The sequence below is a fragment of the Streptomyces sp. NPDC032721 genome (assembly GCF_055579625.1).
On record NZ_JBVIMX010000004.1, the window covers coordinates 113,486 to 132,628 of the forward strand.

Annotated in this window: 17 protein-coding genes and 1 tRNA gene; 7 read left to right on the forward strand and 11 right to left on the reverse strand. The window is 69.5% G+C overall.

Annotation, left to right across the window (positions count from 1 at the left end):
- The first annotated feature begins 4 nt into the window (after positions 1–4).
- The 3 genes from ACZ5PB_RS10755 (at position 5) to pknB (ending at position 5,189) form a co-directional block, all read left to right on the forward strand.
- Positions 5–1,405, forward strand: a complete 1,401-nt coding sequence (locus tag ACZ5PB_RS10755; protein ID WP_468689757.1) for an FtsW/RodA/SpoVE family cell cycle protein — start codon at positions 5–7, stop codon at positions 1,403–1,405.
- Positions 1,402–2,862: a peptidoglycan D,D-transpeptidase FtsI family protein gene (locus ACZ5PB_RS10760; protein ID WP_468689759.1), complete on the forward strand. Its 1,461-nt coding sequence runs from the start codon at positions 1,402–1,404 to the stop codon at positions 2,860–2,862. The genes ACZ5PB_RS10755 and ACZ5PB_RS10760 overlap by 4 nt, the downstream gene beginning before the upstream one ends.
- Positions 2,863–3,176: 314 nt before the next feature.
- On the forward strand, positions 3,177–5,189 hold the full coding sequence (gene pknB, locus ACZ5PB_RS10765; RefSeq protein WP_468689761.1) for a Stk1 family PASTA domain-containing Ser/Thr kinase: 2,013 nt from the start codon (positions 3,177–3,179) through the stop codon (positions 5,187–5,189).
- 96 nt (positions 5,190–5,285) lie between these two features.
- On the opposite strand, the gene ACZ5PB_RS10770 is transcribed toward pknB, so the two are convergent.
- The 6 genes from ACZ5PB_RS10770 to ACZ5PB_RS10795 form a co-directional block, all read right to left on the reverse strand.
- Positions 5,286–6,020 carry a class E sortase gene (locus ACZ5PB_RS10770; RefSeq protein WP_468689763.1) on the reverse strand — a complete coding sequence of 245 codons (735 nt, stop codon included), beginning with the start codon at positions 6,018–6,020 and terminating at the stop codon, positions 5,286–5,288.
- A 23-nt stretch (positions 6,021–6,043) separates the two neighbouring features.
- Positions 6,044–7,393, reverse strand: a complete 1,350-nt coding sequence (locus tag ACZ5PB_RS10775) for a class E sortase (RefSeq protein WP_468689765.1) — start codon at positions 7,391–7,393, stop codon at positions 6,044–6,046.
- Positions 7,390–8,034 carry an aminodeoxychorismate/anthranilate synthase component II gene (locus ACZ5PB_RS10780; RefSeq protein WP_468689767.1) on the reverse strand — a complete coding sequence of 215 codons (645 nt, stop codon included), beginning with the start codon at positions 8,032–8,034 and terminating at the stop codon, positions 7,390–7,392. Before ACZ5PB_RS10780 ends, ACZ5PB_RS10775 begins: the two co-directional genes overlap by 4 nt.
- Entirely contained in the window at positions 8,031–8,210 is a 180-nt protein-coding gene (locus ACZ5PB_RS10785; protein ID WP_468689769.1) for a hypothetical protein, read from the reverse strand. The genes ACZ5PB_RS10780 and ACZ5PB_RS10785 overlap by 4 nt, the downstream gene beginning before the upstream one ends.
- Before the next feature lie 57 nt (positions 8,211–8,267).
- Complete coding sequence (locus tag ACZ5PB_RS10790; protein ID WP_468690276.1) at positions 8,268–8,972, reverse strand: class E sortase; 705 nt, start codon at positions 8,970–8,972, stop codon at positions 8,268–8,270.
- Between the two features lie 96 nt (positions 8,973–9,068).
- Positions 9,069–9,872, reverse strand: a complete 804-nt coding sequence (locus ACZ5PB_RS10795; protein WP_468689771.1) for a DUF881 domain-containing protein — start codon at positions 9,870–9,872, stop codon at positions 9,069–9,071.
- Between the two features lie 274 nt (positions 9,873–10,146).
- Between ACZ5PB_RS10795 and crgA the strand changes: the two genes are divergently transcribed.
- Complete coding sequence (gene crgA / locus ACZ5PB_RS10800) at positions 10,147–10,404, forward strand: cell division protein CrgA (RefSeq protein WP_468689773.1); 258 nt, start codon at positions 10,147–10,149, stop codon at positions 10,402–10,404.
- A 261-nt stretch (positions 10,405–10,665) separates the two neighbouring features.
- Here crgA and ACZ5PB_RS10805 read toward each other — a convergent pair whose 3' ends face one another.
- Positions 10,666–11,580, reverse strand: coding sequence for a rhomboid family intramembrane serine protease (locus ACZ5PB_RS10805; RefSeq protein ID WP_468689774.1), 915 nt, complete (start codon positions 11,578–11,580; stop codon positions 10,666–10,668).
- Between the two features lie 19 nt (positions 11,581–11,599).
- The gene (locus tag ACZ5PB_RS10810; protein ID WP_468689776.1) at positions 11,600–12,127 is read right to left on the reverse strand and encodes a peptidylprolyl isomerase; all 528 of its coding nucleotides are present in this window, start codon (positions 12,125–12,127) and stop codon (positions 11,600–11,602) included.
- A gap of 347 nt (positions 12,128–12,474) precedes the next feature.
- Between ACZ5PB_RS10810 and ACZ5PB_RS10815 the strand changes: the two genes are divergently transcribed.
- Positions 12,475–13,185, forward strand: a complete 711-nt coding sequence (locus tag ACZ5PB_RS10815) for a DUF5324 family protein (protein ID WP_468689777.1) — start codon at positions 12,475–12,477, stop codon at positions 13,183–13,185.
- A gap of 123 nt (positions 13,186–13,308) precedes the next feature.
- On the opposite strand, the gene ACZ5PB_RS10820 is transcribed toward ACZ5PB_RS10815, so the two are convergent.
- Positions 13,309–13,381, reverse strand: a tRNA-Ala gene (locus ACZ5PB_RS10820).
- Positions 13,382–13,543: 162 nt separating this feature from the next.
- Between ACZ5PB_RS10820 and ACZ5PB_RS10825 the strand changes: the two genes are divergently transcribed.
- Together ACZ5PB_RS10825 and ACZ5PB_RS10830 are read left to right on the forward strand one after the other, a co-directional pair.
- Complete coding sequence (locus ACZ5PB_RS10825; RefSeq protein WP_468689780.1) at positions 13,544–14,092, forward strand: DNA-binding protein; 549 nt, start codon at positions 13,544–13,546, stop codon at positions 14,090–14,092.
- Between the two features lie 50 nt (positions 14,093–14,142).
- Positions 14,143–15,660, forward strand: coding sequence for a serine/threonine-protein kinase (locus ACZ5PB_RS10830; protein ID WP_468689782.1), 1,518 nt, complete (start codon positions 14,143–14,145; stop codon positions 15,658–15,660).
- 71 nt (positions 15,661–15,731) lie between these two features.
- Here the strand turns inward: ACZ5PB_RS10830 and ACZ5PB_RS10835 are convergent, their stop codons facing one another.
- Together ACZ5PB_RS10835 and ACZ5PB_RS10840 are read right to left on the reverse strand one after the other, a co-directional pair.
- Complete coding sequence (locus ACZ5PB_RS10835) at positions 15,732–17,084, reverse strand: hypothetical protein (protein WP_468689784.1); 1,353 nt, start codon at positions 17,082–17,084, stop codon at positions 15,732–15,734.
- Between the two features lie 71 nt (positions 17,085–17,155).
- A complete protein-coding gene (locus tag ACZ5PB_RS10840; protein ID WP_468689786.1) occupies positions 17,156–18,937 on the reverse strand; it encodes a vWA domain-containing protein in 1,782 nt (593 codons plus the stop codon).
- Positions 18,938–19,143 lie beyond the last annotated feature (206 nt).

Genomic DNA, 19,143 nt, shown 5'->3' on the forward strand with positions numbered 1-19,143 from the left:
CACCATGAGCGTTGTCACCAACACGACCACCATCGGCGCGATCGAAGCACCCAGCAGGCGCAACACCGAGCTGGTCATGCTCGCGTTCGCCGTCGCCATCCCCGTCTTCGCGTACGCCAACGTGGGTCTCGCCAAGGACGGCAGCCTGCCCGCGGGCATGCTCGGCTACGGGGTCGGGCTGAGCCTCCTCGCCGGCATCACGCACCTGATGATGCGCAAGTTCGCCAAGTACGCGGACCCGCTGATGCTGCCGATCGCCACCCTGCTCAACGGGCTGGGGCTGGTGCTGATCTGGCGGCTCGACCAGGAACCGCTCATCACCACCGCCAAACTCGGCGGGCCGATGGCGGCCAAGCAGCTGATGTGGTCGACCCTCGGTGTCGCGCTCTTCCTGGCCGTCCTGTTCTTCCTCAAGGACCACCGCGTCCTCCAGCGCTACACGTACATCTCGATGGTCGTGGCGCTGATCCTGCTGATCCTGCCGGTGTTCTTCCCGGCCCGCTTCGGCGCGCGCATCTGGATCACCATCCCCGGCGTCGGCTCGCTCCAGCCGGGAGAGTTCGCCAAGATCATCATTGCGATCTTCTTCGCGGGCTATCTGATGGTGAAGCGCGACGCCCTCGCCCTGGCCAGCCGCCGCTTCATGGGCATGTACCTCCCGCGCGGCCGCGACCTCGGTCCGATCCTCGCGATCTGGGCGCTCAGCCTGATGATCCTGATCTTCGAGACCGACCTCGGTACCTCGCTGCTGTTCTTCGGCCTCTTCGTGATCATGCTGTACGTCGCCACCGAGCGCACCAGCTGGGTCGTCTTCGGCCTCACCCTGAGCGCGGCCGGCGCGGTCGGCGTGGCCATGTTCGCCAGCCACGTGCAGAGCCGCGTCAACAACTGGCTCGACCCGCTCGCCCACGCGTCCAACGGCGGCGTCACCGAGACCGCCCAGGCCATGTTCTCCTTCGGCTCCGGTGGCCTCTTCGGCTCCGGCCTCGGCCAGGGCTACTCGCGCTTCATCGGCGGCATCGCCCCCAAGAGCGACTACATCCTCGCCACCATCGGCGAGGAAATGGGCCTCACCGGCGTGATGGCGATCATCCTGCTGTACGGCCTGCTGATCGAACGCGGCATCCGCACCGCACTGGCCGCCCGGGACCCCTTCGGCAAGCTCCTCGCCATCGGCCTCTCCGGCGCCTTCGCCCTCCAGGTCTTCGTGGTGGCGGGCGGTGTCACCGGCCTGATCCCGCTGACCGGTATGACCATGCCGTTCCTGGCGCAGGGTGGCTCCTCGGTGATCGCCAACTGGGCGCTGGTGGCCATCCTGCTGCGGATCAGTGACACCGCACGCCGCCCGGCCCCCGCACCCGCCCCGTCCTCCGACGCCGAGATGACCCAGGTGGTCCGCCCGTGAACAAGCCCCTGCGCCGGGTTGCCATCTTCTGCGGCATCCTAGTCCTCGCGCTGCTCGTCCGCGTCAACTGGATCCAGTACGTCCAGGCCGACGAACTCAAGACCCACGAGGACAACCGCCGCGTCCTGGTGGAGCGTTACGCCCACCCGCGCGGCGACATCATCGTCGACGGCAAGGCCATCACCGGTTCCGTGGCCGCCAAGAACGGCGACCTCAAGTACAAGCGCACGTACAAGGACGGCCCCATGTGGGCCCCGGTCACCGGCTTCGCCTCCCAGGTCTACGGCGCCACCCAGCTGGAGAACCTCAACGACGGCATCCTCACCGGCACCGACGACCGGCTCTTCTTCGACCGCACCCTCTCCCTGTTCACGGGCGAGGAGAAGAAGGGCGGCAACGTCGTCACCACCCTCAACGGCGACGCCCAGCGCGCCGCCTACGAAGGGCTGAAGGGCAAGAAGGGCGCCGTCGCGGCCCTCGACCCCAGGACCGGCAAGATCCTCGCGCTGGCGAGCACCCCCTCGTACGACCCTTCCAAGATCGCGGGAATGGGCGACGCCGAGGAGTGGAAGAAGCTCGACAAGAAGGTCAACCCGGACGACATCTCGCTCAACCGGGCCCTGCGTCAGACGTACCCGCCGGGCTCGACGTTCAAGGTCGTCACGGCGGCAGCGGCACTGGAGCACGGCAAGGTCACCGACATCGACGCGGCGACCGATTCTCCGTTCCCGTGGAACCTGCCCACCACCAGGACCCCGCTGCCCAACGACGGTGACCACCCCTGTGAGAACGCGAGCCTGCGGGTCGCACTCCAGTGGTCCTGCAACACCGTCTTCGGCAAGGTCGGCTCCGACCTCGGCAAGGAGAAGATGCGGGAGACGGCGGAGAAGTTCGGCTTCAACAGCGAGCAGTTCACCCCGGTCCGCTCCAACGCCAGCGTCTGGCCCAAGAAGATGGACTCGCCGCAGACGGCGCTCTCCTCCATCGGCCAGTTCGACACCGCCGCCACCCCCCTCCAGATGGCCATGGTCACCGCCGCCATCGCCAACGACGGCAAGCTGATGACCCCGTACATGGTCGACAAGCTGACCGACCCCAACCTGGACGTCATCAAGCAGACCGACCCGGTCGAGATGAGCCAGCCGCTGTCGGCCGGCAACGCCCAGAAGGTCCAGCAGATGATGGAGACCGTCGTCAAGGAGGGCACCGGCAAGAGGGCGCTGATCGACGGCGCCACCGTCGGCGGCAAGACCGGTACCGCCCAGCACGGCATCAACAACGACAAGAACCCGTACGCCTGGTTCATCTCCTACGCGAAGACCGACAAGGGCTCCCCGGTCGCCGTCGCCGTCGTCGTCGAGGACAGCGACGCCGCCCGTGGCGACATCTCCGGTGGCGGTCTTGCCGCACCCATCGCCAAGAACGTCATGAAGGCGGTCCTCGACCGTACGAAGTAGGCCTTCCGGACGCGATCGGGGCGGCCCGGGACCGGGCCGCAAAGAGGAGCAGGAAGAGGAGCGGGAATGTTTCACGTGAAACGGGCCGACGGTCGAAGACCCGCATGTTTCACGTGAAACGGTCACCAGAAGTCGGCCCGGAGTGACTCCCGTCACCACACCGACCCATTCGTCCTCGTAGACGTACCGGTCAGGTATCAGGTGACGGTCGCGGGCCGAACGGGTGCGGACCGCCCGGTACCGTATGCGCGAACAGCACACCGCCGGACCACGCACAGGTGCGGTCGGGACAGACGGAGAGGGCTGGATTAGCTATGGAAGAGCCGCGTCGCCTCGGCGGCCGGTACGAGCTGGGCTCGGTGCTCGGCCGTGGTGGCATGGCCGAGGTCTACCTCGCCCAGGACACCCGGCTCGGCCGCACCGTCGCTGTGAAGACGCTCCGGGTGGACCTCGCCCGCGACCCGTCCTTCCAGGCCCGGTTCCGCCGTGAAGCCCAGTCCTCCGCTTCACTCAACCACCCGGCGATCGTCGCGGTCTACGACACCGGTGAGGATTACGTCGACGGGGTCTCCCTCCCGTACATCGTGATGGAGTACGTCGACGGATCGACCCTGCGCGAACTCCTGCACTCCGGGCGCAAGCTGCTCCCCGAGCGCACCCTGGAGATGACGGTGGGGATCCTCCAGGCACTGGAGTACTCGCACCGCGCCCAGATCGTCCACCGCGACATCAAGCCGGCCAACGTCATGCTGACGCGCACCGGCCAGGTCAAGGTCATGGACTTCGGCATCGCCCGCGCAATGGGCGACTCCGGCATGACGATGACCCAGACCGCGGCCGTCATCGGCACCGCCCAGTACCTCTCCCCGGAGCAGGCCAAGGGCGAGCAGGTCGACGCACGCTCCGACCTCTACTCCACCGGCTGTCTGCTCTACGAGCTGCTGACGGTCCGGCCGCCCTTCATCGGGGACTCCCCGGTCGCGGTCGCCTACCAGCACGTGCGGGAAGAGCCGCAGCCCCCGTCGAACTTCGACCCCGAGATCACGCCCGAGATGGACGCCATCGTCCTCAAGGCGCTGACCAAGGACCCCGACTACCGCTACCAGTCGGCCGACGAGATGCGTGCCGACATCGAGGCCTGCCTCGACGGTCGCCCGGTCGCCGCCACGGCGGCGATGGGCGCGGTCGGCTACGGCGGCTACGACTCGTACGGCGGTAACGACCAGCCGACCACCGCCCTGCGCCAGACCGGCCAAGGCGGCCAGACGGCGATGATGCCGCCCATCGGCGGCAATGGAACCGGCGACTACGGAAACGGCGGGAACGGCGGCTACGACGACTCGCAGGGCCGCCGCCGCCAGCCGCCGAAGAAGAGCAACACCTCGACGATCCTGCTGGTCATCGCGGGCATCCTGGTCCTCGTCGGCGCCGTACTGATCGGCAACGAGATCTTCGGCGGCGGCAGCAGCGACAAGGACAAGAAGGTCGATGTCCCCACCCTGGTCGGCCTGAAGTTCGCCGAGGCACAGCAGCGGGCGACATCCGCCGAGCTCACACTGAAGCGCGGCACGGACGAGCCCTGCCCGAACCAGGCGAAGGGCGTCGTCTGCAAGCAGACCCCCCAGGGCGGCCAGGTCAACAAGGGCACGGAGGTCACGGTCGTCGTGTCGGCCGGCGCCCCCAAGGTCGAGGTCCCCGACGTCATGGAGCAGACCGAGGAGAGGGCCACCAAGCGCCTCACCAAGGACGGCTTCCAGCCGAGGGTCGAGAAGGTGCAGTCCGAGAAGACGCCCGGCACGGTCGTGGACCAGGACCCCAAGGGCGGTGAGAAGACCGAGAAGGGCGCCGAGGTCACGATCAAGATCGCCACGGAAAAGCAGCTGATGATCCCGGTGCTGACCGGCCAGCCGTACGAGACCGCCCAGAAGACCCTCACGGACCTCGGATTCGAGAGCGTCGAGAAGGCGGAAGAAGAGTCGACCCAGCCGCCGAACACGGTCATCAAGCAGTCCGCGACCGGCAGGGCCCCCTCCAGCACGAAGATCGTGCTGACCGTCGCCAAGGCACCGGCAACGCCCACTCCGCCGCCCGGCGAGCAGGTCCAGGTCCCCGGCGACCTCGTCGGCAAGACGTACGACGAGGCCAAGGGCGCCCTGGAAGCACTGGGCCTGACCGTCCAGCTCGCACCCGGCGCGTCGGACAAGGGCGACTCCAAGGTCGTGTCCGTGACCCCGCCCGGCGGGAGCATGGTCGCCAAGGAAACCCCGATCGTCCTGTTCACCATGGGTGGCGGCAATGGCCACGGCCTCCTCGGTGGCAACGACTAGGCGTCCGCAGACAGCAGCAGCACAGCAGACAGCAGCACACAAGGGAGGGCCCCGGCACAGTCACTGTGCCGGGGCCCTCCCTTGGTTCCCCACGCGCTACCTCAGCTCCGCCGGCGGGGTCCGCTCGGCGTTCACCCGCTCCGTACGCTCCAGCTCGCCCCACACCACGTACCGGTACTTGGAGGTGAAGACCGGCGTGCACGTCGTCAGCGTGATGTAGCGGCTCGCCGCCGTCTTCCCCGACTCCTTGGGGACCGGGTCCAGCACCTTCACGTTGTACTTCGAGGTCTCCGGCAGGGCCGAGTACACCTTGTAGATGAACCAGGTGTCCTTCGTCTCGAAGACGATCGAGTCGCCGTTCTTCAGCTTGTCGATGTTGTGGAACTTCGCCCCGTGGCCGTCCCGGTGCGCGGCGAGCGAGAAGTTCCCCTGCTTGTCCCACGGCAGCGCGGACTTCACCGGGTCCGTGTAGTAACCCGCGACACCGGCGTTGAGGTCCTTGGTGTCGGTGCCCTTGGTGACCAGCACCTCACCGTTCTTCATCGCCGGTACGTGCAGGAAGCCGATGCCGCCCTTTATGTCGCGCGCACCCGGCTCGTTGCTCTGCCAGCCGTGCCGTACGTCGTCCCCCTGCTTGCCCGCCTCGCGGTCGGCGAGGACGTTCGTCCACCACAGCGAGTAGGCCACGAACAGGCCCAGGACCAGCCCCGCCGTGATCAGCAGTTCACCGAAGACGCTGATCGCACCCGCGATCCGCCCCCTGGCGGCCGGGGTCCGCGGCGGTGCGGGATTCTCGTCCGCCCGCTCGTCCTGCTCGGTCCTCGCTCCCACCGCACCCGTCCCCTAGTGTCCCGTCAGCTGCCGAGCGCGGGCGGCATGCCCTTGCTGCGCGGCCGTTCGTCGACCATCTTGCCCCAGACGATCAGCCGATAGGTGCTGGTGAATTCCGGTGTACAGGTCGTCAGGGTGATGTACCGCCCGGGCGCGGTGAAACCGGACCCCGGCGGCACCGGCTGGATCACACCGACGTTGGACGGCGAGGTCTGGGGCAGCAGCGACGTCATCTCGTACGTGTAGAAGGCGTCCTGCGTCTCCACGACGATCTTGTCGCCCTTGACCAGCCGGTTCACGTAACGGAACGGCTCTCCATGGGTGTTGCGGTGCCCGGCGACCGCGAAGTTGCCCTGTTTGTCGGCGGGCATCGCGGTCTTCAGCTTTCCGTCCGCGTAGTGCCCGACCATGCCCCGGTCGAGCACCTTGTGCTTGTCGATGCCCTCGGCGACCGGCACCTTCACGTCCAGCTTGGGGATGTGCATGATCGCGAAGCCCTCGCCCGGCTCGAACGCCCCGGCCGCCTTCGGCTTCGTCCCGCTGCCCTTCGCCCAGTTGTCCTGAAGGCTGTTCGTGGCCCCGTCCGCCTGCATCCCGGCGCGGACATTGGTCCACCAGAGCTGGTACGTCACGAAGAGCAGCATCACCACACCGAAGGTGATGAACAGTTCCCCGACGAACCGGCTGACGACGACGCCGGCACTTTCCTTCCCCGCCGCCGGCTTCGACCCGGACTTCGGCGCGGACTTCCCCTGTGCGGCCCGCCGCCGCTCGGCACGACCGCCGACCGCCCGCGCGTCGTCCCGTACTTCCTCGCGTACCTCCGGACGTACGTCCGGCGCCTCGCGCTCCGGCTCGGCTATTCGGCGACGGGGTGCCCGCTCCACCGTCGGAAGCGCGAACGTGGGGTCGTCCAGCACCGGTTCGGCCCGGAAATCCGGCTCGGGCACGAACGCCTGCGGCTGCTGAGTCACCTGCGCCTGGTGGTGCTGGGGCTGTGCCTGCGGCTGCGGCTGCGGCGACTGCTGCCCGTACCAGTCCCGCCGGTACCCCTCCGGGTCGTACCACTCCTGCGGTTCCTGGTACTGCTGCTGCGGTTGGGGCTGCTGGTACTGCCCCGCCTGCTGGTACTGGTGCTGGTACTGCTGAGGTTCCTGGTACGGAGGCTGCTGTACGGCCCCCTGCTGCGCCGCGTACGGGTCGTACGCCCCCTGGGGCTGCTGGGCCCAACTCGGGGCCTGCCGACCCGGCAGCGGGTCGTTCAGCGGATCGGCGAGCCGGTCCACCGCCGCCCCGAGACCGTCGCCGCCGTACTCCTCCCCGTAGGAAGGCCCGTAGCCGGCGGCGTCCTGCTCGGGGCGCAGCGCGGTCACGCGGACGTCCTGCCCGCACCTACCACCGGGGCCAGTCCCACCGACCGCTCCACGGCTCCCGTGTCACCGCACTGCACGAGCCAGTTGGCCAGCATCAGGTGGCCCCACTCCGTCAGTACCGACTCCGGGTGGAACTGCACGCCCTCGACCGGCAGATCGCGGTGCCGCAGCCCCATCACGATGCCGTCCTCGGTGCGCGCGGTCACCTCCAGCTCGGCCGGTACGGACTCGGGCTCGGCGGCCAGCGAGTGGTAGCGGGTCGCGGTGAACGGCGAGGGCAACCCCGCGAAGACGCCCGCGCCCTCGTGCAGCACCGGCGACGTCTTGCCGTGCAGGAGCTCCGGGGCCCGGCCGACCACACCGCCGTACGCCACCGCCATCGACTGCATGCCCAGGCACACCCCGAAGACCGGAACACCGGTCTGGGCGCAGTGCCGCACCATGTCGACGCAGACGCCCGCCTGCTCCGGCGTACCGGGGCCCGGCGACAGCAGCACTCCGTCGAAGCCGTCCTGGGCGTGGCTCAGTTCCACCTCGTCGTTGCGCAGCACCTCGCACTCGGCGCCCAGCTGGTAGAGGTACTGGACCAGGTTGAAGACGAAGCTGTCGTAGTTGTCGACGACCAGAATGCGTGCGCTCATGAACCGTTCGATCCGTTCTTTCCGTCGACCGTCACGTCACCGAACGGCAGCAGCGGCTCCGCCCACGGGAAGACGTACTGGAACAGCAGGTACACCACCGCCAGGACCAGGACGAGCGAGATCAACGCCCGCACCCATGCGTTGCCCGGCAGATGCCGCCAGATCCAGCCGTACATGCTGTCCCTTCCCGTTCGGTGGTGACCAGAGTAAAGGGCGGGCGCAAGCGGCCGGGCTCAGCCGCCCAAAGCCGGCGGCCTGCCCTTGCTCACGGGCTGTGTCGCGTCGAGGTGCGCCCAGGCGATCAGCCGGTGGCTGCTGCCCCACTCGGGGTCGCAGGTGGTGAGGGTCAGATAGCGTCCGGGCCCGTCGAATCCGGCCTTGCGCGGCACCGGATCGACGACCCCGACGTCGCTCGGAACCGTCAGGTACGGCTTCTTGTCGATGCGGTACGTGAACCAGGTCGTGCCGTCGTTCAGCACCACCGCGTCCCCCGGGCGCAGTCGGGGGAAGTCCTTGAAGGGGTCGCCGTAGGTCCTGCGGTGTCCGGCGACCGCGAAGTTGCCGGTCTCGCCGAGGCGGGCGGTGCCCGCGTAGTGGCCGAGCCCCTTCTTCAGGGTGCCGGTGGAGGTGCCCTGGAGGACGGGCCAGTCCCAGTCCTTGCCGAGCCGGGGGACGTACATGACGGCGAAGGGCTTTCCGTCGCGGTAAGCGGGCGGAGGGGGCGGTTCCGGTGTGCTGGTGCCCGTCGGGGCGGGGGCCGGGGCCGGGGCGGCCGTCCGTTGTGCCCACTCGTCCTTCAGGGAGTCGATCTGCCCGTCGGAGGCGCCCGCCGCCTGCACTCCGGTCCAGAAGATCACGTACACGACGAACAGGACGATGAGGGCGCCGATGGTGATGCACATTTCGCTGAAGGTCCGCACGACCAGCCGCGCGGACACCCGCCCCGGCTCGTGCCCCTGCCCCGGTCCCTGCCCGCGCGCCTGCTCCAGCGCCCGCCCCTGGACCCGCATGGCAGCCCCCTCCCGCCCCGCGCCCTACTGCTGCACGGGCTTCGCGTAGTGGAGATCCACTGTGCCCGAGTAGCCGGGCAGAGTCATCGCCTCGTGCTCGTCGACTTTCCAGCCGAGGCCGTACGCCTGGACGTACAGCTGGTAGTTCTGCAGCGCGGGGGAAGCGGCCAGCGACTTCTTCAGCCGGCTCCGGTCGCCGACCGCGGTGACGGTGTACGGCGGTGAGTAGACGCGGCCCTGGAGGATCAGGGTGTTGCCGACGCAGCGGACGGCACTGGTGGAGATCAGCCGCTGGTCCATGATCCGGATGCCCTGGGCGCCGCCCTCCCACAGGGCGTTGACGACCGCTTGCAGGTCCTGCTGGTGGATGACGAGGTCATTGGGGTGCGGCTTGGGGTAGCCGGGGTTGGCGGTGGCGCCCGGCGGGGCGTCGTTGAGGGTGACGGTGAGTCCCTGGCCCGCCAGTTTCTTGGTCCCCGCCTCCTTCTCCAGCGCGCCCAGCTTGGCGTCCTCGGCCTTGGTGCTGCCGTCGTCGCGCCGGGCGAGGTCGTCGACGTCCTGGCGTACCCGGCCGGTGGACTTCTCCAGCTCCTGGTTCTTCTCGCTGCGCTGCCGGGTGAGGTCGGAGAGCTTGAGGAGGGAGTCATCCGTGCGGATGTTGGTGCCCTTGGCGGTGCTGAAGCTGGTGACGAAGATCAGCCCGGCGAGCGCGAAGACGGCGCCGGTGAGCAGCTTGACGGGGCGCACCTTGAGCCGGCGCACGACAGAGGGCCCGGGGCCGGGATCAGCGGACTGCTCCGGGGACTCGTCCGGCGACCGGTCAGTCAACCGGTCGGTCGACCGATCCGACGACCGATCCAGCGACTGATCCGGCGACTGATCCAGCTCCCGATCCGGCGGCCCGTCCGGGAACTGGTCCGGGGACCGGTCTGGGGCGTCGGCAGAATTGCTCATACCCTTATCTCCTTCGACGCCGCGGAAGCACTACGCTAACGGACGCCCGGGGGAGGCAGTGTGCTCCCCGTCGGCTCCCGCCCTGCCCCTTGGCGTCACGCCACAGTTCCCTGCGCGGTCACGCAGCGCATCGACAGGAGAGTCCCTCGTGCCGAAGTCACGTATCCGCAAGAAGGCCGATTTCACGCCTCCGTCCGACCCCAAGAAGGCCACGGCTATCAAGCTGACGAGCCGCAGCTGGGTCGCGCCCGTGATGCTGGCGCTGTTCCTCATCGGTCTCGCGTGGATCGTGCTGTTCTACGTGACGGAGGGCGACCTTCCGATCCAGAGCCTGGGCAACTGGAACATCGTGGTCGGCTTCGGCTTCATCGCCGCCGGCTTCGGTGTCTCCACGCAGTGGAAGTAGCCGTCCGCCGAAGCACCCGCGGGCCCGCGACGCAAGCCCTGCCCAGAACTGTCCACAGCGTTATCCACACCTGAGGAAAAGTTACGACGATCTGTGGATAACTCTCACGCTGTTGACGCCAGTGTGATCGCATCCTCACCCCACACCACGCTGCAGCCCCTTGTCCTGGCCGGGAAAACCCAGCTCAGCGACAAGGGGCTCAGTTGTTCCCCTCTCTGCCCACAGCATGCACAGCTTCCGCCACGCGCTGTGGACAACCGCTCACATCGTCAATGAAGCCGTTCTGACCAGCACCGTCACCAGCACCGCGACGAAGACCACCGCGAAGGTCCCGTACTGCAGCAGGGACCGCTTCTCACGCGGCGCGTGCACCAGCCCCAGCGCGAGGATCACTCCCGCGACGAGGCCGCCGACATGGGCCTGCCAGGCGATGCCGCTCGCACCGAACGTGAAGATCAGGTTGATCACGAGCAGGGCGATCATGGGCCGCATGTCGTAGTTCATGCGCTTCATCAGTACGGCGGTGGCGCCGAGCAGCCCGAAGATCGCGCCGGAGGCCCCCAGCGTCCCCTGCTCCGGGGAGGCGATCGCGTACGTCAGCGCGCTGCCTGCCAGCCCCGACAGCACATAGAGGGCAATGAACCTGACCCGCCCGAGCGCGGTCTCCAGCGGCCCGCCGAGCCACCACAGCCCGAGCATGTTGAAGGCGATGTGCCAGATCTCCTGGTGCAGGAACATCGACGTGAACAGCCGGTACCACTCACCCGCCGCGACACCCTGGAAGACCAGGTACGGAGGGTCGGGCCAGCCGCCGATCAGCACGAGGTCCGACAGGACCCGCTCGCCCACCGGCGTCGCCACCACCACGAGGAACACGGCCAGGTTCAGCCCGATCAGGATCTTGGTGATCAGTCTCGGGTCCCCGCCGCGCAGCGCGGTGCCCACGACGTTCCGCGGCTGGTTGGCGGTCGGCGCGTGACCGGTGCCCGAGCCGCTCCGTACACAGTCGGGGCACTGGAAGCCCACCGAGGCATCGACCATGCAGTCGGTGCAGATCGGCTTGTCGCAGCGGGTGCACCGGATGCCGGTCTCCCGGTCGGGGTGCCGATAGCAGTGCGGCACCGCACCGGCTGCGTCGGCGGGCTGCTGGTCCGGGCTTTTCGGCGGCTGCTCCATGCCGACCATTGTCGCGACCTCAGCGCGTCTCGACGACGACTGTCTCCAGAACGACGTCACGCACCGGACGCTCGGTGCGCGGATTGACCTCGACGCCGATGATGGCGTCCACCACCTTGCGGCTCGCCGCATCGGCGACCTCGCCGAAGATGGTGCGCTTGTGGTTGAGCCAGGTCGTCGGTTCGACAGTGATGAAGAACTGCGACCCGTTCGTATCGGGACCCGCGTTGGCCATCGCCAGCAGGTACGGCTTGCGGAAGCTGAGCTCGGGGTGGAACTCGTCGGGGAACTCGTAGCCGGGGCCGCCCAGACCGTTCCCGAGCGGATCACCGCCCTGGATCATGAAGCCGCTGATCACCCGGTGGAAGATCGTCCCGTCGTAGAGCGGGTCCGTCGTCCGCGCCCCCGTCCGGGGGTTGGTCCACTCCCGCTCGCCCCTGGCCAGTTCGACGAAGTTCCTGACCGTCATCGGAGCCTGCTCCGGCAGCAACAGGATGTCGATGTCGCCCTGGCTGGTCCTGAGGGTGGCGTACAGCTGCTCAGCCACGGATCTGCCTTCCGCCGAAGTCCTTTGGGCCGATCCTCGCACGCGGTCGTACGGCATCGGCCCGGCCCTGCGCCCGTGACCTCCGGTGAGCCCCTGTGACCGCATTCTCCGTACCGCGGTGACCGGCTTTCTTCGGACGAGTCCGTACGGAACCGGCGCGCACGGGCGCGAAGCGTGGCATTGTCGTCCGGAGTTCCCCTTGCACCGTATTTGCCCCACGGTCGTCGCTACTGACCGTTCATGACCCGGATGCCCGCCCGCACGTGCCGGGAATGCTCACGCCGGGCATGATTTCGATTTGGGTGGAAAGGCGCATAGCCGAAGCGCCACCGAGGAGGAGGATTTCCGTGACCCGTAAGGACAGCGTGCGCCACGCGACCAGTACGGCGAAGGACAGCGTGCGACACGCCGCCGAAGTGGTGGCGCCCTACGCGGGCACGGCCAAGGACACGGCCGTGCACTACGCGCACGAAGCCCGGACCCGCATCGCACCCCGGGTTTCCCACGCCACCCACCAGGCCGCCGAGCAGGCCCGCCACCAGTACGGGGCGCATCTGGCTCCCCGTATCGAGCAGGCCCGCACCCATGTCCCGGCCCGTGTCGACGAGGCCGCGCACAAGGCGGCCCTGGTGACGAAGAAGGCCGCCAAGCAGGCCGCCGACTACACCGTCCCGCGCGTCGAGCACGCGGTGGCCGCTGCCCAGCCGGTACGTGAGGAGGCGGCGGCCCGTTCCACGGCCGCGCTGGCCGCACTGCGCGGACAGGTCTCCGCGAAGGAGGTCCAGAAGCTGGTGCGCAAGCACGAGCGCCGGGCCCGCTCCGGCCGTCTCGCCAAGCGCCTCGCGGTGCTGGGCCTGCTGGCGGGTGGCGCCTTCGCCGCATGGAAGTGGTGGGACAAGCAGGCCAACCCGGACTGGCTGGTCGAGCCCCCGGCCGCCACCGAGGTCCGCGACCGCACCCCGCTGACCTCGGTCGACGGCAGCGGCCAGGCCGACCTCGACCCCGAGGTCCAGGCCAAGCAGGCAGAGGCCGAGGCGGCGGACCCGAAGGACCGCTGACCGCTGGGCCGTCAGCCGCCGCACAAGAGCACCAGCACCAGCACCAGCACCAGCACCAGCACCAACGAGAAGACCCCCTGACCTGCTGAGACGCAGGTCAGGGGGTCTTCTCGTGCAGTGATGTGGAGCCTAGGAGATTCGAACTCCTGACATCTGCCTTGCAAAGGCAGCGCTCTACCAACTGAGCTAAGGCCCCTAAAAAGGGTGTCCACGACCGAGCGGAACAGCACTCGGTCACCGACGCACACCAGAATAGCGGGTGTCCCCCGTAATCCTGCAAACAGATTGGGGCTCCCCGTGCGCGACCACTCTCCGTAAGATGCACCGCGAGGTTCGCAGCAGCGAAGGGGAGACGCAGATGGACGCAGCACAACAGGAAGCAGCGGCAAGAGCCAGGGAGCTTCAACGCAGTTGGTACGGGGAGCCGCTGGGGGCGCTCTTCCGCCGGCTCATCGACGACCTGGGCCTCAATCAGGCCAGGCTCGCCGCCGTACTTGGCCTGTCCGCGCCCATGCTCTCCCAGCTGATGAGCGGCCAGCGCGCCAAGATCGGTAATCCGGCTGTCGTTCAGCGCGTCCAGGCCCTCCAGGAACTGGCGGGTCAGGTGGCGGACGGCAGCGTCAGCGCAGGGGAGGCAACGGACCGGATGGAAGAGGTCAAGAAGTCGCAGGGCGGGTCGGTACTGAGCGCCACCAGCCAGACGACGGCCAGTTCGGGTGCGCCGACGGTGCGCCGCGTGGTGCGCGAGATCCAGTCGCTGCTGCGGTCGGTGGCGGGTGCCGGGGACATCATCCACGCCGCGGACTCGCTCGCGGCCGACCATCCGGAACTGGCAGAGTTCCTGCGGGTGTACGGCGCGGGACGCACCGCGGAGGCGGTCGCGCACTACGAGGCACACCAGAGCTGACGGCACGCCGACAGCGTTACGGAAGCGGACCGGGGAGCGGGCGCAGCGCAATGGGTGAGATATTCGCGGGTCGTTACGAGCTGATCGACCCGATCGGCCGGGGTGGCATGGGTGCGGTCTGGCGGTCCTGGGACCACCGGCGCCGCCGTTACGTCGCCGCCAAGGTGCTCCAGCAGAGCGATGCGCACACCCTGCTGCGCTTCGTCCGGGAGCAGGCGCTGCGCATCGATCATCCGCACGTCCTGGCGCCTGCCAGCTGGGCGGCGGACGACGACAAGGTGCTGTTCACGATGGACCTGGTGAGCGGTGGTTCGCTCGCCCACGTCATCGGGGACTACGGCCCGCTCCCGCCCCGTTTCGTCTGCACCCTCCTCGATCAGCTCCTCGCCGGTCTCGCCGCGGTGCACGCGGAAGGCGTCGTGCACCGCGACATCAAGCCGGCGAACATCCTCATGGAAGTCACCGGCACCGGCCGCCCGCACCTGCGCCTGTCGGACTTCGGCATCTCCATGCGCAAGGGCGAACCCCGACTGACCGAGACCGATTACGTCGTCGGTACGCCCGGGTACTTCGCCCCCGAGCAGATGATGGGCGCCGAACCGGACTTCCCCGCCGACCTGTTCGCGGTCGGCCTGGTCGCGCTCTACCTCCTCCAGGGCCAGAAGCCGGACTCCAAGGCCCTGGTCGAGTACTTCGCCGCCCACGGAACCCCGGGCGCCCCGGAGGGCATTCCGGAACCGCTCTGGCAGGTCGTGGCCGGAATGCTCCAGCCGGACCCGCACGCCCGCTTCCGCAGCGCCACCGGTGCCCGCAAGGCGCTCACCACGGCGGTCGAGATGCTGCCGGAGGCCGACCCGTCGGACGACCCCGTCGAGGTCTTCGACCAGATCGGCCCGCTGCCGCCCGGCTTCGGCCCGACGGGCCCGACCGCCCCCGAGCCGGCCGCCCCAGCCACCGACCCCCGCCAGGCACAGGCCTCCTCGCAGGTCCAGGTACCGCCCTCCTTGCAGGTCCAGTCGCAAGTCCAGTCCCAGGTCCCGCAGGTCCAGTCGCAGCCCTCGTCGCAGGCCCCCTCGTACGCCCAGCAGCCGATGCCGAACCCGACCCTGGCACCCACCCCGACCCCGACCCCGGCCGGCCTGCCGCAGACCGCCGGAACGCCGCCCACCGCAACCCCGGCTCCTGCCCCCGCCCCCACCCCGTCCATGTCGCAGACGGGCAGCTTCCACCTCGCCCCGCCGCCGCAGGGCCCCCCGCTCCACTCCTTCCCCGCCCAGCAGCCGCCCCCGCCCGCTCCGGCGCCCGGCAGCAGCACCCCCTACGCGGCCGCACCGCTCGACCCCTCGCAGGTGCCGACCGGCGCGGTCGACCACCATCCGCAGCCCACGCGTGCCTACACCGCCCAGTCCCCCCTGGCGCACGCCCCCGCGCAGCTCCTCCAGGGCGCGCCGACGGCCGCCCGCTCCCCGCAACGCCGACCGGGACCGCCCCCGAAGGTGACGGTCCCGGTACTGCTGCTCGCGCTGATCTGCTTCGCCGTGGGCATCTGGGCGCTGACCCAGTCCTGATACACCAGTCCTGACACGTGCGCGGGGCCCGGCATCGCGAAGGCGGATGCCGGGCCCCGCTGCCGTACGTCCTACCAGCCCGCGGGCGGCCCGTACCCCGGCCCCTGCCCCGGCCCCTGTCCCGGCCCCTGTCCCTGCTGCTGCGCCGCCTGAGGCGCCCCGACCGGCTCCGGCTGCCCGCGCCGCCGTGCCACCACCGTCCACACCCCGAGTCCGAGAACGAGAACAGTGCCCGCGCCGAGCCCGGCCGCCGCGACGGCCTTCATCGTGCCGCTCTTCTCCGCCTGCGGCCCGCTCTGCCCGTTGGCCGCCGCCTCCTTGTCGTCCTCCGAGACGCCGAAGTCCGTGGCGGTCCCGGCATAGGCGGGTCCGGCCTCCTTCTTGCCCTTCACATTGACCCGCAGCGTCAGCCCGTACGGCTTGTCCCCGAAGGTCTTGGCGACCTCGGGGCTCAGCGTGAGCCGCAGGTAGTACCAGCCTGCGAGCTGCATGTTCTTCTCGCCGCTGCTGGAATTGAAGCGGTTCTCGTACCGCACGGGCGGCAGCGGATCCATCGCCGCCGCCTTCTGCTTCCCGTCGTACGACAGGCTGTCCCCGTTCTGCACGAACCCGCGCGCCGGGTTGTAGAGCGTGAAGGCCAGCGCGCTGCCGACGAACCCGTTCTTCGTTCCGGTGGCGCTGTGCAGGTCGACGTCGGAGAAGAGCTGCTGCCCCCAGTCGACGGGCACCCGGTAGAACAGCGACTCCCCGGGCTTGATCTCGTCCCGCCATTCGCCGGTGGTCAGCCCGGTGGCGTCGTTGAAGCCGGTGCCGCCCTTGCGCTTCTGCGGTCCGCCGGTGGGCGGGGCGGGGGAGGCGCTCGGCCAGGTCTCGGGCGCCGCCGTCGGCCCGGCAGCCTTCAGGCCCGGCTCGGACTGGTAGCGGATCTCCAGGTCCCAGTCCTCCGGGGTGGAGGTGGCCGCGGTCTCCCGCTCGACCAGCACGTAGTACGTACCGGCCTCCTGGCAGCTGCTGGAGCCCTCCTCGATCAGCCGCGCACCGTAGGTGCTGAGCGGCCGCGCGTACTCCGCCGATCCGAAGCCCGCGTTGTCCCCGGAGTCGCAGGAGCTGTTGTCCCTGTCCAGCACCGACACCTTGATGTCGTCGCCGTACGCGACCTTGTTGCCGAGCTTCGGCACGGCGACGGCCGAGACATAGGCATTGGTCTTGGCGTCGAGGTTCAGCCGGTAGTACTGCTTGCCCTTGGGCTTGATGGTGTCCTTGTACGTCTCTCCGGCCGTCAGCGCCGGTGCGTCGGCGGTGCTCGCCGCTCCCTTGACCGGTTTGGCCGCCGTGTCGAAGACGTACGGGCTGGGCGTACCCGCGGCCAGCGCCTGTCCCGGCAGGGCCGTCACCGCGCACAGCGCCGCCGTCCCCGCGATCATCCCCCGAAGGCCTCGTCGGCCCGGTCGGCCGCCTCGGTTCCGGAGACCCCGGACCTTGCTGCGCTGCGTCATCACGCGCCACCCCTTGTCGTGTTCCCGGCCGTCCGGCGCCGCACCGCGAAGAGCACGACCCCGGCGATGAGCACGATCGCCCCGCCCGCCACCGCGGCCGTCGCGGTGCCGGTCCATCCTGCCCCGCCCGTCGCGGCGCTGTCCGCCGGGGTGACCGAATCCGTGGCCTTGGCCGGGGCCGCACCGCCCTGCCCCTTCACGAGGGGCGCGCCGTGCTGCGGACCGGACTTCTCGTCGCCGAGGACGGAGACCCTCAGCACCACCCCGATCCGTGGGTTCTCGGCGATCTCCGCCGCCTTCGCTCCGAGCGAGACCGCGATGTAGAAGCCGCCCTTGGCATGCACGGGAACGGTGTTGGGGTGCGACTCGTAGCGGTTGGTCCACGCCACCGGGACCGTCCCGAGCCGGGCGACCGCGGGCTTTCCCGTGTAGATCACCTTCGGGTCGAAGTGCGCGGTACCGCGGCCGACGGGCGCCCGGGCGGGCGTGTAGACCTGCGTCATGCCGTACGACATCACGCTCGAACCGCCCCGTACGGTCGGCTCGTTGGCGAACTCCACGTCGTAGCGCACCTGCTGGCCCCAGCCCGCCGGAACCTTGTACCAGAGGGTCTGCGAGGGCAGGATCCGGTCGCGCCACACCCCGGCCCCGAGTTGCCGGGCGTCGTTGAAGCCCGTGCCGCCCCGGACGTCCTTCGGGTCACCGGCCGGCATCGCCGCCTTCCCGTCTCCCGCCCCGTACTCGGGCTGGGATTCGGCGGGCGTGACGCCCTTCGGCAGCGGCTTCTCCACGTCGTACGTCAGCTCCAGCGGCCAGCGCCCGGCGTCCGAGCCCTTCTTGCTCGCCCGCTCGACGGCCAGCCAGTACCGCCCTGCCTTGTCGCAGCTGTCGGTCCCGCTCTGGCTCGGCACCCGGGCGACCGCAGAAGTCAGCGGCGTGGCCCCCTCGTTCTGGTGGAAGAGCTCGGTGCTGTTCTCGCACGCGCTGTTGTCGCCGTACTCGATACGGGTCTTCAGCGCATCGAAGGTGTCCACGGCCGCACCCGGCTGCGGGACCGCCGTCGCCGAGAAGTGCGCGGTGGACACGGCATCCAGATCGGCCGCGTAGTAGCGGGTCTCACCGGGCCCGATGGTGTCGAGGTACTGACCGGGCATCAGCCCCGGCGCGGCGTCCCGGGTGCCCGCACCCCTCACCTGCTTGCCCTTGAAGCGGTAGCCGTCGGCCGAGAGCTGGGCGGCACGCTGGAGCTGCCTGGCGAGCGCCTTCGCGTCCGGGGCGTCGTAGTAACGCCCGTTCCCCGCCCCGGCGATGCACTCCAGCTGCTTGCGGGCGGCGCCCTTCACCTGGAACCCGATGGCGTCGATCCGCAGATCCACTCCGCTGCGGCCGAGCTGTTTGGCCACCTCGCAGGGCTGCGGCGTACCGCAATTGTCCTCGCCGTCGGAGATCAACAGCACGGTGCGCTGCCCAGCCGCCCCACCGGAAGCCCTGGGAAGGTCCTGTGCGGCCTTCTGGAGGGAAAGCCCGATGGGAGTGTCCCCCTTGGGCTGCACGCCGTTCACAGCCCGCTTCAGCGCCTCACGGTCGAGTGCCTGTACGGGCCATACGAGCCGGGTGTCGGTGCATCCCCTGGGCTGGTCCGCCCCGTACACCCGCAGCCCGGTCGGATGGCCGTCCGGCAACTGGTCCACCACCGTGGACACCGCCCCGCGCGCGGCCTCCATCCTCGTACGCCCCGAGCCGTCGTCATCAGCCATCGAGCCGGAGGAGTCGAGCACCATCACCAGCCCACCGGCGCCGCTCGTTTCACGTGAAACATCGCCCGGAGAACCGCTCAGCGACCCACTCGGCGACCTGCTCGACGCACCGGCTGCTTCACGTGAAACATCGTCAGCCCCGGCAGCCCCGACAGCCGGAACCCCCGTCAGCACCCCCAGCAACGCCCCACCGGCCACCACTGCCACCACCCGCGCCGTTGCTCGCACCC

Excerpts from the sequence above, each read along its gene's own strand:
- ACZ5PB_RS10755 (WP_468689757.1), top strand. The coding sequence starts at position 5 with ATGAGCGTTGTCACCAACACGACCACCATCGGCGCGATCGAAGCACCC.
- pknB (WP_468689761.1), top strand. The coding sequence starts at position 3,177 with ATGGAAGAGCCGCGTCGCCTCGGCGGCCGGTACGAGCTGGGCTCGGTG.
- ACZ5PB_RS10780 (WP_468689767.1), bottom strand. The coding sequence starts at position 8,034 with ATGAGCGCACGCATTCTGGTCGTCGACAACTACGACAGCTTCGTCTTC.
- ACZ5PB_RS10785 (WP_468689769.1), bottom strand. The coding sequence starts at position 8,210 with ATGTACGGCTGGATCTGGCGGCATCTGCCGGGCAACGCATGGGTGCGG.
- ACZ5PB_RS10805 (WP_468689774.1), bottom strand. The coding sequence starts at position 11,580 with ATGGAGCAGCCGCCGAAAAGCCCGGACCAGCAGCCCGCCGACGCAGCC.
- ACZ5PB_RS10825 (WP_468689780.1), top strand. The coding sequence starts at position 13,544 with ATGGACGCAGCACAACAGGAAGCAGCGGCAAGAGCCAGGGAGCTTCAA.
- ACZ5PB_RS10830 (WP_468689782.1), top strand. The coding sequence starts at position 14,143 with ATGGGTGAGATATTCGCGGGTCGTTACGAGCTGATCGACCCGATCGGC.
- ACZ5PB_RS10835 (WP_468689784.1), bottom strand. The coding sequence starts at position 17,084 with ATGATCGCGGGGACGGCGGCGCTGTGCGCGGTGACGGCCCTGCCGGGA.
- ACZ5PB_RS10840 (WP_468689786.1), bottom strand. The coding sequence starts at position 18,937 with ATGGTGCTCGACTCCTCCGGCTCGATGGCTGATGACGACGGCTCGGGG.